The sequence below is a fragment of the Microbispora siamensis genome, from assembly GCF_016863095.1.
GTDB lineage: Bacteria > Actinomycetota > Actinomycetes > Streptosporangiales > Streptosporangiaceae > Microbispora > Microbispora siamensis.
On sequence record NZ_BOOF01000076.1, the window covers coordinates 1 to 15,617 of the forward strand.

The 15,617-nt window shown below is 70.0% G+C and carries 8 protein-coding genes and 1 pseudogene; 3 read left to right on the plus strand and 6 right to left on the minus strand.

The window, feature by feature from the left end; translation table 11 throughout:
• Positions 1 to 256 precede the first annotated feature (256 nt).
• Together Msi02_RS40895 and Msi02_RS40900 are read right to left on the minus strand one after the other, a co-directional pair.
• Complete coding sequence (locus Msi02_RS40895) at positions 257 to 2,647, minus strand: family 43 glycosylhydrolase (RefSeq protein ID WP_204053099.1); 2,391 nt, start codon at positions 2,645 to 2,647, stop codon at positions 257 to 259.
• A 238-nt stretch (positions 2,648 to 2,885) separates the two neighbouring features.
• Positions 2,886 to 5,831 carry a family 43 glycosylhydrolase gene (locus tag Msi02_RS40900; protein WP_204053100.1) on the minus strand — a complete coding sequence of 982 codons (2,946 nt, stop codon included), beginning with the start codon at positions 5,829 to 5,831 and terminating at the stop codon, positions 2,886 to 2,888.
• Positions 5,832 to 6,691: 860 nt separating this feature from the next.
• Here Msi02_RS40900 and Msi02_RS40905 point away from each other — a divergent pair.
• Complete coding sequence (locus Msi02_RS40905) at positions 6,692 to 7,519, plus strand: SAM-dependent methyltransferase (RefSeq protein ID WP_204053101.1); 828 nt, start codon at positions 6,692 to 6,694, stop codon at positions 7,517 to 7,519.
• Between the two features lie 578 nt (positions 7,520 to 8,097).
• Entirely contained in the window at positions 8,098 to 10,146 is a 2,049-nt protein-coding gene (locus tag Msi02_RS40910; RefSeq protein ID WP_204053102.1) for a bifunctional aldolase/short-chain dehydrogenase, read from the plus strand.
• An 80-nt stretch (positions 10,147 to 10,226) separates the two neighbouring features.
• On the opposite strand, the gene Msi02_RS40915 is transcribed toward Msi02_RS40910, so the two are convergent.
• On the minus strand, positions 10,227 to 10,526 hold the full coding sequence (locus Msi02_RS40915; RefSeq protein WP_204053103.1) for a hypothetical protein: 300 nt from the start codon (positions 10,524 to 10,526) through the stop codon (positions 10,227 to 10,229).
• A 350-nt stretch (positions 10,527 to 10,876) separates the two neighbouring features.
• A pseudogene (locus tag Msi02_RS44705) lies at positions 10,877 to 11,628 on the minus strand (collagen-binding domain-containing protein); the annotation flags it as partial.
• 92 nt (positions 11,629 to 11,720) lie between these two features.
• Here Msi02_RS44705 and Msi02_RS40925 point away from each other — a divergent pair.
• Positions 11,721 to 13,847, plus strand: a complete 2,127-nt coding sequence (locus tag Msi02_RS40925) for a S8 family peptidase (protein ID WP_204053104.1) — start codon at positions 11,721 to 11,723, stop codon at positions 13,845 to 13,847.
• 49 nt (positions 13,848 to 13,896) lie between these two features.
• On the opposite strand, the gene Msi02_RS40930 is transcribed toward Msi02_RS40925, so the two are convergent.
• Both Msi02_RS40930 and Msi02_RS40935 read right to left on the minus strand, forming a co-directional pair.
• Positions 13,897 to 14,652: an SDR family NAD(P)-dependent oxidoreductase gene (locus Msi02_RS40930; RefSeq protein WP_204053105.1), complete on the minus strand. Its 756-nt coding sequence runs from the start codon at positions 14,650 to 14,652 to the stop codon at positions 13,897 to 13,899.
• An 11-nt stretch (positions 14,653 to 14,663) separates the two neighbouring features.
• Positions 14,664 to 15,611, minus strand: a complete 948-nt coding sequence (locus tag Msi02_RS40935) for a fumarylacetoacetate hydrolase family protein (RefSeq protein WP_204053106.1) — start codon at positions 15,609 to 15,611, stop codon at positions 14,664 to 14,666.
• Positions 15,612 to 15,617: the final 6 nt, after the last annotated feature.

Consider the following 15,617-nt stretch of genomic DNA (forward strand, 5'->3'; position numbering starts at 1 on the left):
AGCGCGGGACCGGCCGCGCCGGCGCCGGCGAGCGCGAGGCCGAGCACCGACGCGGCGAGTAGCTGGGTAGTCCGGTTGATTTTCATGTGATCGCTCCAGATATGGGAGGCGGGCCGGCCGGCGGGTCGGCCGGCCGGCCCCGGGTTGTGCTATGGCGGTGTCCTCGTCGCGTGGACGGTGGTCACCGCCGCTGCGGTCAGCGGCAGCTGACCGCAGTATGAGCAGCTCAGCGGCAGCTGACCGCGGTGTGAGCGGCTCAGCGGCAGGTGGCCGCGGTGTAGGCCGCGTCGTAGGACGTGGTGACCTGCTTGCCGCCGATCGTCGCGGTTCCGGTCACGGTGACCGTGCCCGCGTCGACCTGGGCGGCCCGGGTGTTGAAGGACTGGTAGGCCTGCTTGCCCGGGGCCACGTCGGTCACGGTCTTGGTGCCGAACGGCGTGTTCAGCGTGACCGTGGCCGGCGCGTCACCGGCGTTGACGGCCGTGACCGCCACGTACGCCGAGGTGCCGATGCAGCGAGAGGAAGCGGTGACCGTCAGCTTGACCTTCGGCGAGGACGACGGGTTCGCCGCGAAGGACCAGGAGTCGATCTCGAAGAGGTCCGCGCCTTCGGGTCCGGCGTAGGTGAAGTACACGTCGTGCACACCCTTGACGCCGTCCAGCTTGGCGGTCAGCTTCGTCCACTCGCCGAGCGGCGCGTCGACGGGGATGGTCGCGACCACGGGCGAGGTGCGGCCGTCGAGACGAATCTCGATCTTCCCGCCCGCCACCAGCGGGCGCACCTTGGCGGTGACGCCGGTGGCGCCGTTCTCGCCGAAGTCGACCTTCGCGAGCGACGTCCAGTCGCCGTTGTCGATGTCGTGCACCACGAGGTTGGGCGCCTGCGCGCCGAACTCCTCCGACCCGCCGTCGACCTTCTTCGTCGCGATGCCCTGCTGCCAGGCGATCGTCTCGGCCTCGATCACCCGGTAGGGGTCGAGGTTGCGGATCTGCTCGACGCCCTTGTAGTCGCCCTTCACCTCCTTGATAGTGCCGTCCGCGTTGAAGTCGAGCTTGGCGAGGTGCGGGCTGCGGAAGCCCTGGGTGGCACCGCCCGTGATGCGGCTGTTGAGCGTCTGGGCGTGGTAGGTGAAGTAGTACTGCCCGTCGAGCTTGAACACCGACTGGTGGTTGTTGCCGCCGGCGCCGAAGTAGGTGCCGGGGTTGCGGAAGATGATCCCCTTGTACGTTTCGGGCGTCCAGGGGCCCATCGGGCTGTCGGCCATGAGGTAGGCGATGGCCCCGGTCGGCGGGCCGTTCGGGTCGATCGTGCCGCCGAACCCGAAGTTCGACGAGTACGAGTAGTAGTACTTGCCGTCGCGCTTGAACAGGTGGCCGGCCTCGAACACGAGCGGCGCGTCGATGACCTCCGCCGAGCCCTTCGTGCTGATCATGTCGTCGCCGAGCTTGATCACGCGCGTGGACTTCGGGTGGTTCGTGTTCTCGGCGCTGCGCGACCCGTCGTCGCCGCCGCCACCGAAGACGAGGTAACCCTGGCCGTCGTCGTCCACGAACACGCCGGGGTCGAAGAGCCAGTTCTTGCCGTCGGACGCGCCCGGAGTGGCACTGGTGATGAGCAGGTTGCCGCGCTCGTCGTGCCAGGGGCCGACCGGCGAGTCGCCGACGATGACGCCCGAGCCGCCACCGTTGTTGGCGAAGTAGAGGAAGAACTTCTCCTTGCCGTCGACGACCTTGCTCTCCATGGCGGGGGCCCACGAGTTGTTCGCGTAGCGGGCGATGCCGTTCGGGCCCGCGACGGGGATCTCACCGTGGTCGACCCAGTTCATGAGGTCGTCGGACGAGATGACCGTGATCGTGTTGATCCCGCCGTACGTGTTGGTGGGGGAGACGCCGTTGGGGCCCGGCTTGTACTCCTGCGTGTCGTTGGTCATGTAGATGTACACGCGGCCGTCGTGGACGAACGCGTTGCCGTCCGCGCCGAACTTGTGCGAGATGAGCGGGTTGCCCTCGCCGGGGTTCTTGCCGAGCGCCTCGATGGTCGTCGACGGCACGAACTCGGAGACGGACACGTCGTCGACCTTGAAGTCCATGAGGTGCGTGTCCGGGGCGGACGCGGGGTTCGACGTCCACGGTGTCTCGAAGAACAGCCTCGCGGTGGTGACGCTCTGTCCCGCCGGAATCGTGAAGGTGCCCTGGATGAGCCCCCACTGTCCGCGCGCCACGGTCACGGTGCCGACGTTCGTGTAGGTCGAGCCGCCGTAGTGCATGGTGGCGAAGAACTGCTTGGTCGCCGGGCTGTTGGGGTTCTCGTACTTGACCCGCGCCGTGATCGCGTACGTCTTGCCGGCCTGCACCTTGCCGGACAGGTCCTGCATCGGGCCGGATCCGGTCGTCTTGCGGTCGGTGACGAGCACGGCGCTCGCGCCCGCGTACGCGTCCGTCGTGGGCGACAGCGTCGCGCCGTCGGTCGCGTTCCCGTTGTTGGTGAACCAGCCGGCGAGGCCGTCCTCGAACCCGCCGTTCACGATGATGTTCGGGGCGGCGGCCTGGACCGGCCCCGCCGTCGCGGCGACCGCCGCGGCCAGCATGGCGCCGGCCACCGCCATGGCGGCGACCCGTCGACGGGTCGTCCTTCGAACGCGTTTCAACACTGAATATCCTCCTTGACCTCAGACTTTTCGGGGACACGGACGCGCCGGGGCGGGTCTGCGGATAGGGATGGGCAGCCGCCCGCCCTGGCGAACGGCGCAGATGCGCGCGACGTGTTAGGGGGCGGGGCCGGTCGGCTGGCCGGCCCCGGTGGTGCTACGGCGATGTCCTCGTCCTGCGGACCGTGGCCACCGCCGGCCGGTGCGGTCGGCGGCAGCCGGCCGCGGTGTGAGCAGCTCAGCGGCAGCCGGCCGCGGGGTAGGCCGCGTCGTAGGACGTGGTGACCTGCCTGCCGCCGATCGTCGCGGTCCCCTTCACGGTCACCGTGCCCGCGTCGATCTGACCGGCCCGGGTGTTGAAGGACTGGTAGGCCTGCTTGCCGGGGGCCACGTCGGCCACGGTCTTGGAACCGAACGGGGTGGTCAGCGTCACCGTCGCCGGCACGCCGGAGTCGTTGACGGCCGTGACCGCCAGGTACGCCGAGGTGCCGATGCAGCGGGAGGAGGCGGTGACGGTCAGCTTGACCTCCGGTGCGACGGACTTGAGCGTGCCGAGCCGGGCCAGCTGGTAGCTGAGCGTCCGCTCCGGCGCGTCGATCTGGTTCTGGGTGCCGAACTCACCGGCCCGCGCCGCCTTCGCGCCGTCGAGCGCGGCCTGCATGCCGGCCCAGGCGTCCGCCGGGTAGTCGCGCTTGTCGAGCGTGCCGGCGTACGCGATGGCCGCGTCGAGGGCACTGGTGTCCAGCGGCTTGTTCTGCGCGGTCAGCGTGTCGCTCAGCTTGTAGTAGTCGAAGTCGACGTGCCCGCCCTTCTCCTTCGTCGCGTAGTCGAACAGGCCGACGCGGTGCCCCATGAAGTGCGAGAGGCTGCCGTCCAGCGTCTGCGGGCCGACGCGGCTGCCCAGCTGGGTCCACTTCAGCCCATCGAGGCTGTAGTAGAACGTCGTCCACAGCTGCCCGACCGGCGAGCTGAAGTCGAGGTCCGCTTTCACGTACACCTGGGTCGCGTCTCCCAGCGACACCGTGGTGCCCGGCACGAAGTTCTCGATCGCCGACTGGTCGATGTCGACCGCGAACGGCTGTCCCCGGTTGACGACGCCCAGCGTGTTCTGGCCGTCGACGCGCTTGACCGCGACGTACGAGAACCCGCGGTTGTAGGCGGCGAGACCGGCGACGTCACCGTTCTTCATGCCTGAGATGTCCATCTTGGTCTCGACGGACTGCCGGGGCCCGAACGTACGCTGCGAGAGCGTGTTCCGCGCCTCCTCGAACCAGGTCAGCTCGTCCCGGCCGGAGAGCTTGGTGTAGACGTACTTGCCCGTGACCACCTTGCCGGTCGTCAGCCGCAGCCAGCCGTCCCGGTCCGTGAGCGACCAGTAGCGGTTGTCGGGGGCGTGGTTCCACTCCCACACCGGGTCGAGCCGCGACCCGCTGGGGGCGATCTCCTCCTTGCTCGGGCTCTCGGTCGTGACCGGCCGGCCGACGATCGAGACGTCGTCGATCAGGTAGTCCACGCTCGACGACGCCGGCTGCGGGTTGCCCCACGGGGTTTCGACGGCGAACTTGAAGTTGTCCACGTTCGCCGACGCCGGGACGGTGTACTGGCCCGTCACCGTCGTCCACTGCCCGGCCGGAACGTTCCCGGACGCCATCGTCTGGACGCCCGCACCCCAGTCCGCCACGAGGTTGAACCGGATGCTGCTCGGGCCCGAGGCGTACTTGATCTTCGCCGACACGGTGTAGGTCACGCCGCGCTGGATCTTCCCGTTCAGGTACTGGTTCGGTCCCGAACCGTTGAGCGTGCGGGTGCTCACCTTCAGCGCCGCGGACCCCGCGGCCGGGTCGGTCGTGTCCCGGCTGAGCGTCGCGCCGTACTGCCCGGCCCACGGTGAGACCGCGTCGGACTCGAACCCGGCGTTCTGCAGGAGTTCGACGCCGATGAGCGAGTCGTCGTACGTGGGCGGGTCAGGGATCGTCCACTGCTCGTCCATGTACGCCTTGTGCGGGGCGTCGTTGGCGAAGTCGTCGGAGGCTACCAGACCCTTCTGCTGCTCGAACGTCTCCTCTTCTGGGCTGAGCTTGATCGGCTTGGCGAACGTGCCCTCCACCGGCACGACCCCGTTGTTGCCGAACGTCGGCCAGCCGTCCTGCCAGGTGGCGGGGATGAGGGCCGGGGTGCGCCCGATCGGGAAGTTGTCGCGGAAGAACATGCCGTACCAGTCGGTGCCGCCGTCCTCGCGCGAGATCGGCACGAGGCTGCCCTGGGCGAAGCCGTTGGAGTTGAGCACCCCGCGCGCCTCGTAGGTGTTCGAGCCGTCCGCCGACGTGTAGCGCCCGAGCAGGTCCTTCGAGCGGAACATGGCGACCTGGCGCCCGGAACCGGAGGGCCAGGTGATGACGACCACGTAGTAGTAGCCGTTGATGTGGAAGACCTGGGCGCCCTCGAACAGGCCGCCGATGAACGGCTTGCCGGCGTAGTCCGCCGCCGTGAAGATGTTCGGGTAGTCCTGCGCGATGGCCGTCATGTCGCTGTTCAGGCGCACGGCGCTCGTCCCGCCGGAGCCGTAGAAGATGTACGGCGTGCCGTCGTCGTCGAAGAAGAGCGACGGGTCGTGCAGGGCGCGGCCGAGGGGCGTGCGCTTCCACTTCCCGTTCTCGACGTCGTCGGTGCTGTAGAGGTAGGCGCCGCCGAGGTTGTTGGTGTTGAAGACGACGTAGAACTTGCCGTCGTGGTAGCGCAAGGACGACGCCCACTGGCCCTGGCCGTAGGAGTTCTGCCCGTTGCGGAGGGAGAAGGCGTCGCCGATGTCCGCCCGGTCGAACACGTAGTTGACGATCTCCCAGTTCACCAGGTCGTACGACTTCATGATCGGCGCACCGGGGCTGAGGTGCATCGTCGTGCTGATCATGTAGTAGACGTCCCGGTGCTCCTTGTTCTCCGAGGCCGGGACGCGCTCCACGCTGATGTCCGGCACGTCGGAGCGAAGAATCGGCACGGAATACGTGCCGTCACCCTTGTCCGTAGACGTGTACGAGGGTTTGGGGGACCACCCGGCGGCGTTCGCCACACCGCCCGTGGACACGAGACCGGTGCACACGAGCGCGGCGACCGTCGCGAGCGAGATCCCCCGCGACTGCCGGGGGGTCAGTGGGGTGATCGCCGTGCCTCGGCGATTTCTGGGCACGCGGAACTCCTCTGATGGGCGACGTCAGGCAACACCTGACACGTGGGGGGTGGGGATGCGAGTGAGCGGTCGGCGTGGGGGCGGGCGGGCTGCCGGCCCGCGGCCGGTCCGGTGGTCCTGTCGGGGAGGGCCGGGGGAGCCCGGAGCGTGAGGGGCCGAGGGTGAAGGCGAAGCCCTACCGGTGATGTGGCGCGAGGAGCGGGGCGCTCACCTCGGGGGTGCGGGCGAGACGTCCACGAGGCGATCGCTCATGAGGGGCCGGGTTCGTACGGGCGGGTAGGCGCGGAACGTTCCCGCGGGGGATGGGGCGAGCTGTGGCGGGGGCCGCTCTCATGAGTGGGGGGCTCCTCATGCTGTTAGCGCTAACATTTAACTGCGTATGACGGCGGTGTTTCGTGACCGTAGGCGGGCCGGCGTGCACTGTCAAGACTGTCGGACATGCACCGAGGTGGGTAACGTACTGTCCGTAAGGTCGAAAATTTACCGTCTTGGCACGTCAAGGAGTGGTCCGCCGGGGCTGATAACAGATTCGACGCGCTTCCGTGATGGAGTGCCGCGGAGAGCGGATGCGCGCAGGTCAGCCGGGCGCGCCTTCGCCGGTGCCGACGCGGCGGAGGGGCCTGCGGCGGGGAACCTCGGGGCGCCGTGCGGTCCCGGACGGCCGGTGCCGGACGGGAGATTTCGCGGGACGTTCGCCCGGTGTAATCCGGCGTGCCAGGAGTGCGAAGGGTGGTGTCCGTTGCCGCCGCGGACCGGTGCCTCATGCACCGCCTCGATGGCCCCTTCATGCCGGTATCTGAGGTTTGATGACAATCCGGTGACGTGTCCTCCCGATCGCGATCAAGGCCGTACCATCCTTGATGTACGACGAGGGGAGTGTTGTGGACGAGCGTAAGGCGCCTGCGGGCGTCGACCCGTTTACGCCCAGCGTCGCCCGGATGTATGACTACTACCTGGGCGGCAAGGACAATTTCGCGGCGGATCGTGAGGCCGCCGAGAAGATCATCGAGATTCTTCCCAACCTTCCCGACATCGCCCGGGAGAACCGCGAGTTCCTGATCCGGGCCGTCACCTACCTCTCGCGGCAGGGCATCCGGCAGTTCCTCGACGTCGGCGCCGGGCTTCCGACGCAGCGCAACGTCCACCAGGTCGCCCAGGAACTGGCCCCGGAGTCCCGGATCGCCTACGTGGACAACGACCCCATCGTCCTCGTCCACGCGCGGGCCATCCTCGCCGAGAACGAGCGGGTGCGCGCGGTCGAGGCGGACATGCGCGACCCCGAGGCGCTGCTGCGGCATCCGGAGGTCCGGGAGCACATCGACTTCTCCCAGCCGCTCGCCGTCCTCCTGCTCGGCGTGCTGCACTTCGTCCCGGACGACGACGAGGCCTTGAAGATCGTCACGGCGCTCCGGGGACCGCTCGTGCCGGGCAGCTACCTGGTCGTGTCGCACGGCTCCCTCGGCGAGCTGAGCGAGGACCAGGAGGAGGAGGGCCGCAAGGTCTTCAGCCGGACCTCCGTTCCCGGCACCACCTCCCGGTCGTACGACCAGATCGTCACGTTCTTCGACGGCCTCGACCTGGTGGAGCCGGGCGTGGTGCCGCTGCACGAGTGGCGGCCGGACACCGACTACCCCTTCGTACGGGAGGGCAAGGCCGGCGCGCTCGGCGGCGTGGGCCAGGTCCGCTGACGCCGAAGCGGGACACCCGGGCTCACGAGGGAGCGGGCAGACCGGCCTCGGCGTGGTTCCAGGCGGTCTCGCCGCCCCGCGGGCGGTAGGTGTTCGCTGCGGCGCACCAGGTCGACCGCCGCATGGGTGCTCATTCGCTCTCCTGCGGCTGCGTACGGCCCGCGGTGGACGCGCGGACCACGAGCTCGGGCTGGAACATCACCTGCTGGTGCACGTGGCTGTCGGGGGCGGTCGCATTCGTCCGGCAGCAGTTCGGCGGCGATCCGGCCGAGCCGGTGGGTGGGCCGGCGGATCGAGCGCGGGCCTGTCACGTAACCGATCCGTCGCGCGCCCAGGCCCAGCAGGTGGGCTGCGGCCGTCGCGGATCCCCGCGCCGCGCAGGTCCTCACCGCGTCCTTCGCTGCAGTCCTTCGCTGTGGGCCAGGCTGGGGGTCCGGGTCCGGGGGCCAGGTCCGGGGGCCGGTCTCCGGCGGCTCGGCGCGCCGCTGTAGCCTGCCGCCCGTCGCCCGTTTTGTCACAACTCGTCCTATGCATCCAATATCGTCCGAGCATATTGACCACTCGTAGGGGGAAATTGCATGACCACGCCGGTTGAGCAGCTGCTCGAACGCGCGCACCTGCTGGGAGCCGATCCCCGCAACACGAACTTCGCCGGGGGCAACGCCTCGGCCAAGGGAACGGCCCTCGACCCGGTCACCGGCTCCGACGTGGAACTGATGTGGGTGAAGGGATCGGGCGGCGACCTCGGCACGCTCACCGAGGCCGGCCTGGCCGTGCTGCGGCTCGACCGGCTGCGGGCGCTGACCGGCGTCTATCCGGGCGTCGAGCGCGAGGACGAGATGGTCGCGGCCTTCGACCACTGCGCCTTCGGCAAGGGTGGGGCCGCGCCGTCGATCGACACCGCGATGCACGGCCTGGTCGACGCGGCGCATGTGGACCATCTCCATCCCGACGCGGGGCTCGCCATCGCGGCCGCCGCCGACGGCGAGGAGCTGACCCGGCGCATTTACGGCGACCGGGTCGTCTGGGTGCCCTGGCGGCGGCCGGGTTTCCAGCTCGGCCTGGACATCGCCGCCATCAAGGACGCCAACCCTCAGGCCGTCGGCTGCATCCTGGGCGGGCACGGCATCACCGCCTGGGGCGACACCTCCGCCGAGTGCGCGGACAACTCACTGTGGATCATCCGCACCGCCGAGGCGTACATCGCCGAGCACGGCAGGCCCGAGCCGTTCGGACCGGTGAAGCCGGGCTACGAGCCGCTACCGGAGCAGGCCAGGCACGAACGGGCGGCGGAGCTGTTCCCCGTGCTGCGCGGCCTGTGCTCGACCGACGTCCGGCAGGTCGGCCACTACACCGACACCCCGGAGGTGCTCGACTTCCTGTCGCGTGACAGGCACGGGGAGCTTGCCGCCCGGGGCACCTCCTGCCCGGACCACTTCCTGCGGACCAAGGTCGCGCCGATGGTGCTCGACCTGCCCGCCGGCGCGCCGCTGGAGGAGGTGATCGGCCGTCTCGGCGAGCTGCACGCGGCCTACCGTGAGGACTACCGCGCCTATTACGAGCGCAACGCCACCCCTGCCTCGCCGCCGCTGCGGGGTACGGACCCGGCCATCGTGCTGGTGCCGGGCGTCGGCATGTTCTCCTTCGGCAAGGACAAGCAGACCGCCCGCGTCGCGGGCGAGTTCTTCTGCAATGCGATCAACGTGATGCGCGGCGCCGAGGCGCTGTCGGCCTACGCGCCGATCGAGGAGGCCGAGAAGTTCCGCATCGAATACTGGGAGCTGGAGGAGGCCAAGCTGCGCCGCCTGCCGGCGCCCAAGCCGCTGGCCACCCGCATCGCGCTGGTCACCGGCGGCGGCTCGGGCATCGGCGCGGCCACCGCCCGCCGCCTGGCCGCCGAGGGCGCCTGCGTGGTGGTCGCCGACCGCGACCTGGCCGCCGCGGAGAAGGTCGCCGCCGAGATCGGCGCCCACGCCCACCGCCCCGCCGACGTCGCCGTGGCCGTCCAGGCCGACGTCACCGACGAGGCCCAGGTCATCGAGGCCGTACGGCAGACGGTGCTGGCCTTCGGCGGGGTCGATCTGGTGGTCAACAACGCCGGCCTGTCCCTGTCCCGCTCCCTGCTGGAGACCACCGCCGACGACTGGGACCGCCAGCACGACGTGATGGCCCGCGGCTCCTTCCTCGTCTCTCGCGAGACCGCCCGCATCATGATCGAACAGGGCATGGGCGGCGACATCGTCTACATCGCGTCCAAGAACGCGGTGTTCGCCGGGCCGAACAACGTCGCGTACGGCGCGGCCAAGGCCGACCAGGCCCACCAGGTGCGCCTGCTCGCCGCCGAACTCGGCGAACACGGCATCCGCGTCAACGGCATCAACCCCGACGGCGTCGTCCGCGGCTCCGGCATCTTCGCCTCCGGCTGGGGCGCCGACCGGGCCGCCGTCTACGGCGTGCCCAAAGACAAGCTCGGCGAGTTCTACGCCCAGCGCACCCTGCTCAAGCGCGAGGTGCTGCCCGAGCACGTCGCCGCCGCCGTCTTCGCCCTCACCGGCGGCGACCTGTCCCTCACCACCGGCCTGAACATCCCCGTCGACGCCGGAATCGCCGCAGCCTTCCTACGCTGAGCCGGTGCCGTCCGATCCCGCGGTGCCGTCCTCGGATGACACCGCGGGTGGGGGCGACGAGCACGGTCGGCGCCGTACGGTCAGGCCGGATGGTGGCCGTGGACCTTGTGTTTCTTGTGCGCGTGACGACGTCGCTGATCCGTGGCCGAACGCGAGTCATGCCAGGCGGGGTAGGACTTGTGCCCCCAAATCGGCCAGTCGTCGTCCTTCTTCTGCAGGGGCACGACCAGGGTGAACGCGCTGTCGTTCTGCGTGTGCGCACCAAACTGGCTGTACCAGTGGCCCAAGCCCTGCTGTATCGCGTGAGTCCAGCTCTGCTGAGCGCCCTGCTGCGCGGGGACGTGATCGGTCGCGTGGGTCTTCTGCGGGTCGTGCGGCACCGCGACCGGTGCCGTGACGGGCAGGGCGGCGGACGTGCGAGTGGACGGCGCCGCGGGCCTCGGCGCATGGGTGAGCGTCCGGCCACCGGTAGGCGTCGGCGTGACGTCGGGTTCGCGGGTGGGCGTGGCGGTGGGCCTCCCCGTCGGCGTATGCGTGGGGTCGTGTGTCGGAACCGGTGTGGGCGTCGGTGTCGGTGTCGGGGTGGGCGTGGGTGTCGGCGTGGGCGTGGGCGTAGGCGAGGGCGAGCCGGCGACGCAGTCGAGCGTGGTGCCGAACTGGAAGTCGAGAAGTTCGGCGGGGCCCAGGTGTAGACGCCGTTCAGGGCGCTCGTGTCCACATTGATCAGCAGCGGTCCCGACGCCGTCGGGGGGTTGTCGAAGACCAGCGTCGAGATGTTGCTCAGGTTCTCCGCCGTGATGTTGAGGACGTTCGTCATATCCGGGGAGAGGCTGATGTGCACCACGGAGTTCGGCGGAACCTGGTTGCCGGGGAACGACCGGCCGTTCGCGTCGGTCAGCACCACGTTGCCGGCGCACCGGGCGAGCTCCTGTGACCGCTCGCGGTACGTCGCGAAGAGCCGATCCGGCCGCCCACCACCAACGCTGTGGGCCGGGCATCGCCATCGTCGACGTACGTTCCCGGGTTGTCGGCCGCGACGCGGTAGTCGCCCCGCATGATGAGGTCCCCGCCGACGGCCAAAGTCCCCTCGTTCTCGTTGCTGACCACTGTGGCGTCTCCCCGGACGACGACCGTGAACCCCAGGTTCCCGCCGACCGGGTCGATCGGAGCCTCCCACCGCACCGGCTCCGCCTCGTGAAGTAGTACAAAATTCATGAAATAAAAATCTGTTACATCTCTTTCACGCATTGTTCGGCAAGTTGGAATCTGCACTTGTTTCGCGATGGATAATGCGCTTCGTTTCCTTTTGGTGACACCCGGTGGCCCTGTACACCAGGGGCAATGGAAAAAACAATAACGACAAATGTGATCGAAGCCACATGGTTGCGTGTATTTACCGATATCGTGGCCGCGCTGGGCCGGCTTCCACTGAAACCGCTTTCTTCGCATGAAGCGCGCTGCGGATCCATGATCACGAAGCATGCGGACAAAAGAATCTCGCAAAATTCACGATTCCGCGCAGAAGCCTAGCGTGGTCGGCGTAGTGATCAACTCGACCACTCGGGAGACAACCCTTGCGGAGATCATCCCTGGCCGTCGTCGTCACGACGGCCGCCCTCCTCGGTCTGCCCGCCGTGTCCGCCGCGGCACAGACCGTCCCCTCAAGCCCCTCGAGCCCCTCGAACTCCTCTGCCCCCTCGGCTCCCTCCGGTCCTTCCGCGGCGTCGGGAGCCGCCGCGGAAGGGGACCACACCGTCACCCTCGTCACCGGCGACACGGTGAAGGCGCACCTGGAGAAGCACGACCTGCGCGTCCTGTCGGTCGAGCCGGGTGAGGGACGTACGGGCATCACCTTCGCGGTCACCGACCGCGGCGACCAGGTGTCGGTGGTCCCGTCGGACGCGGCCCCCCTCATCCGCGCCGGCCGGCTCGACCCTCAGCTCTTCGAGGTGGGCACGCTGATCGCGGAGGGCTACGACGACGCGCACAGCCAGACCATCCCGGTCATGACCACCTATCCCAAGAGCAAGACCAGCGAAAACGCCGACCAGGCCGACGCCGCGCTCGGTTCGGCGGCCAAGCGCCGGCACGCCTTCCCCCGCCTGGGTCTCAGCGCGTTCGCCATCGGCAAGAAGGCCGCCCCCGACGGCTGGCGCGGCCTGACCGGCGGCTCGGCCACGCCGAGCACCCTGCGCGGCGGTGTCACCAAGATGTGGCTGGACGGCAAGGTGTCGGCCGGTCTCGACCAGAGCGTCCCGCACATCGGCGCGCCGACCGCCTGGGCGAGCGGATACGACGGAACCGGCGTCAAGGTCGCGGTGCTGGACAGCGGATACGACACCGACCACCCCGACCTGCAGGGCAAGGTCGTGGCCTCCGCCGACTTCACCGGCAACGCGAACGGCGTCGAGGACGGCAACTCGCACGGCACCCACGTCGCCTCGACCGTTGCCGGGTCCGGCGCCGCCTCGGGCGGGCTGTACAAGGGAGTCGCCCCGGGCGCGAGCCTGGTCGTCGGCAAGGTCCTCGATGACGACAACTGGGGCACCACCTCCGGGATCATCGCGGGGATGGAGTGGGCGGTCGGCGAGCAGGGCGCGAAGATCGTCAGCATGAGCATCGTGAGCGACCCGAGCTACAGCGTCTACGCCGACCACCCGGTCGCCCTGGCGATCAACAGCCTGACCTCGCAGTACGACGCGCTGTTCGTGGTCTGCTCGGGCAACTACGGCCCCGGCACCTCGACCATCAGCTCCATCGGCGTCGCCGACAAGGCGCTGACCGTGGGCGCGGTGGACCTGACCGACACCGTGGCGGGCTTCTCCAGCCGCGGCCCGGTGGGCGCCCGGGGGCTGAAGCCCGACATGACCGGGCCCGGGGTGGACATCACCGCGGCCGTGCCCGGCGGCGGCTACGGCACGATGAGCGGATGCTCGATGGCCACCCCGCACGTCGCGGGCACGGCCGCGCTCGTCAAGCAGCGCCACCCCGCCTGGGGCGCGCAGCGGCTGAAGGATGCCCTGATGGGAACGACCGCGGCCGCCGCCGGGTCCAGCCCCTACACGTACGGCACCGGCCGGGTCGACGCGGCCCGCGCGGTGAGCCAGCAGGTCACCGCGAACCCGCCGAGCGCCGCCCTGTCGGTCACCGCCGCCCAGCCCACGGCCACGCAGACCGTGACGTACACCAACGATGCCGCCACCCCGGTCACGCTCAACCTGGCCGCGTCGGCCACCGACTCCACGGGTGGCACGCCTGCACCGTCCGGCCTGTTCACCCTGAGCGGCAACCAGGTGACGGTGCCCGCCAACGGCACCGCGCAGGTCACCGTGACCCTGCACCAGGTGAACAGCACCACCAGCCTGTACGGGGGCGTGCTGACCGCCACCTCGACCGGTGGCGCGTCGGTGCGCACCGCGCTCGGCGCGAGCATCCAGGCGGCCTCCACCACGACCACCGTCCGCGTCCACTACAACCCGGGCGCGGGCAACCGGATCGCCCTCCGCGGTGACACACCCCTGAGCTGGACCAGCGGCCAGGACTGCGTCAGCAAGGCGGCCGACCTGTGGGAGTGCGGGGTCAACGTCCCCGTGGGGCAGCAGTTCTTCTACAAGCCCCTGGTCAATGACAGCCTCTGGTCCACCGGCTCCAACTACTACGGCGTCGGCGGGCAGACCTACGACATCTACCCCAGCTTCTGAATACCCGCAGTGACGCCCTGCCGGCCGTGGCCGGCAGGGCGTTCGCGCGTCAATGCCCCGGCTCGCGCAGCGCGTCCGAGATGGACTTGGCGCCGCGGTGCGCGGTGTAGCCGCCATCCACGGGGATTTCCGCGCCGGTGATGTACGACGACTCGTCGGAGACGAGGAAGACCACCAGCGGGGCGACGTCCTCGACCGTACCGGCGCGGCCGAGTGGGGTCTCGGCGAGGTTGGCGGCCCGGAACGCGGGCGAGGCGGAGGCGGTCATCTCCGTCTCGATGAACCCGGGATGGACGGTGTTGACCCGGATGCCGCGCGGGCCGAGTTCCAGGCTGGCGGCGGCGGACAGGCCGCGCAGGGCCCACTTGCTGGTCGTGTACGCGACCGGGTAGTGGGCGGTGAGGGCGGCGGCCGAGCCGACGTTCACGACGGAGGCGCCGCGCGGCATCAGCGGCAGCAGGTGCTGGATGCCGAGCAGCGGCCCGGTGAGGTTGACGGCGTGCACGCGGGCCAGGTCGGCGGGGGTCACCTCCTCCAGCCGGGCCCGCCAGGTGATCCCCGCGTTGTTGACCAGGCCGTCCACCCGGCCGTACGTCTCCCGGAGCCAGGCGGCGAGCTCGGCCCAGGAACGTCCGTCGGCGACGTCGAGACGCCGGTGGACCACGCCGTCGAGAGGCCGCCTGGGCTCGGCGAGGTCGGCGGCGACGACGTGCGCGCCCTCCCGGGCCAGGGCGGCGGCCTCCGCCGCGCCCTGACCCCGGGCCGCGCCGGTGACCACGACGACCTTGCCGCGCACGCGGTCCATCGAAGCTCCTCTCAGGGACGGTTCCGGGGCCGCACGCGGGCCCGGGGGATGGGCAGCGGGTCGGCGCCGGCGACGACGGTGTTGCGTACGGCGCCGATGCCCTCGACGGTCAGCTCGACCACGTCGCCAGGCCGCAGCGGGGGCGGGTCCTGGCGTCCCCGCAGGCCCCACAGCTCGGCGAGGCATCCGCCGTTGCCGCAGGTGCCCGAGCCGAGCACGTCGCCGGGGCGCACCCAGGTGCCGCGCGAGGCGTAGGCGACGAGGTCCTCGAACGGCCAGCTCATGTTCGACAGCAGGTCGCGACCGACCTCGGCGCCGTTCACCGACGCGGTGAGCGCCAGGCGCAGGAACCCGTCGCCGTCCCGGTACGGCTCCAGCTCGTCGGCGGTGACCAGCCACGGGCCGAGGGTGGTCGCGGTGTCCTTGCCCTTGGCCGGGCCCAGGTTGACCCGCATCTCACGGCCCTGCAGGTCGCGAGCCGACCAGTCGTTCATGATCAGATAGCCGGCGATGTGGTCGCGGGCCGACTCCGGAGTGAGGTCGCGGCCCTCGCGGCCGATCACGGCGGCGACCTCCAGCTCGAAGTCGAACGCCCGGCAGCCGGGCGGCAGCGGCACGTCGTCGTACGGGCCGACGACGGCGTAGGGATTGGTGAAGTAGAACGCGGGGGCGTCGTACCACGCGTCGGGCACCCCGCTGCCGCCGTCCACGCTCCTGCGCACGCCCTCGACGTGCTCCTCGAACGCGACGAAGTCCCGCACGGTGGGCGGCGGGAACGGCGCGTGGAGGCGCACGTCGTCCAGCGGGATCGCGTCTCCCGTGAGATCCGGCGCCTCGTGGAGCCGGTCGTCCGTGAGAAGGTCGAGCAAGCCCACCCCCTCAGGCAGCGGCCGGACCGACCTGTCCTCCACGATGCCCGAAAGCACGCGCCCCCGGTGGGTGAAGGTGGCGATTCGCATCAGACC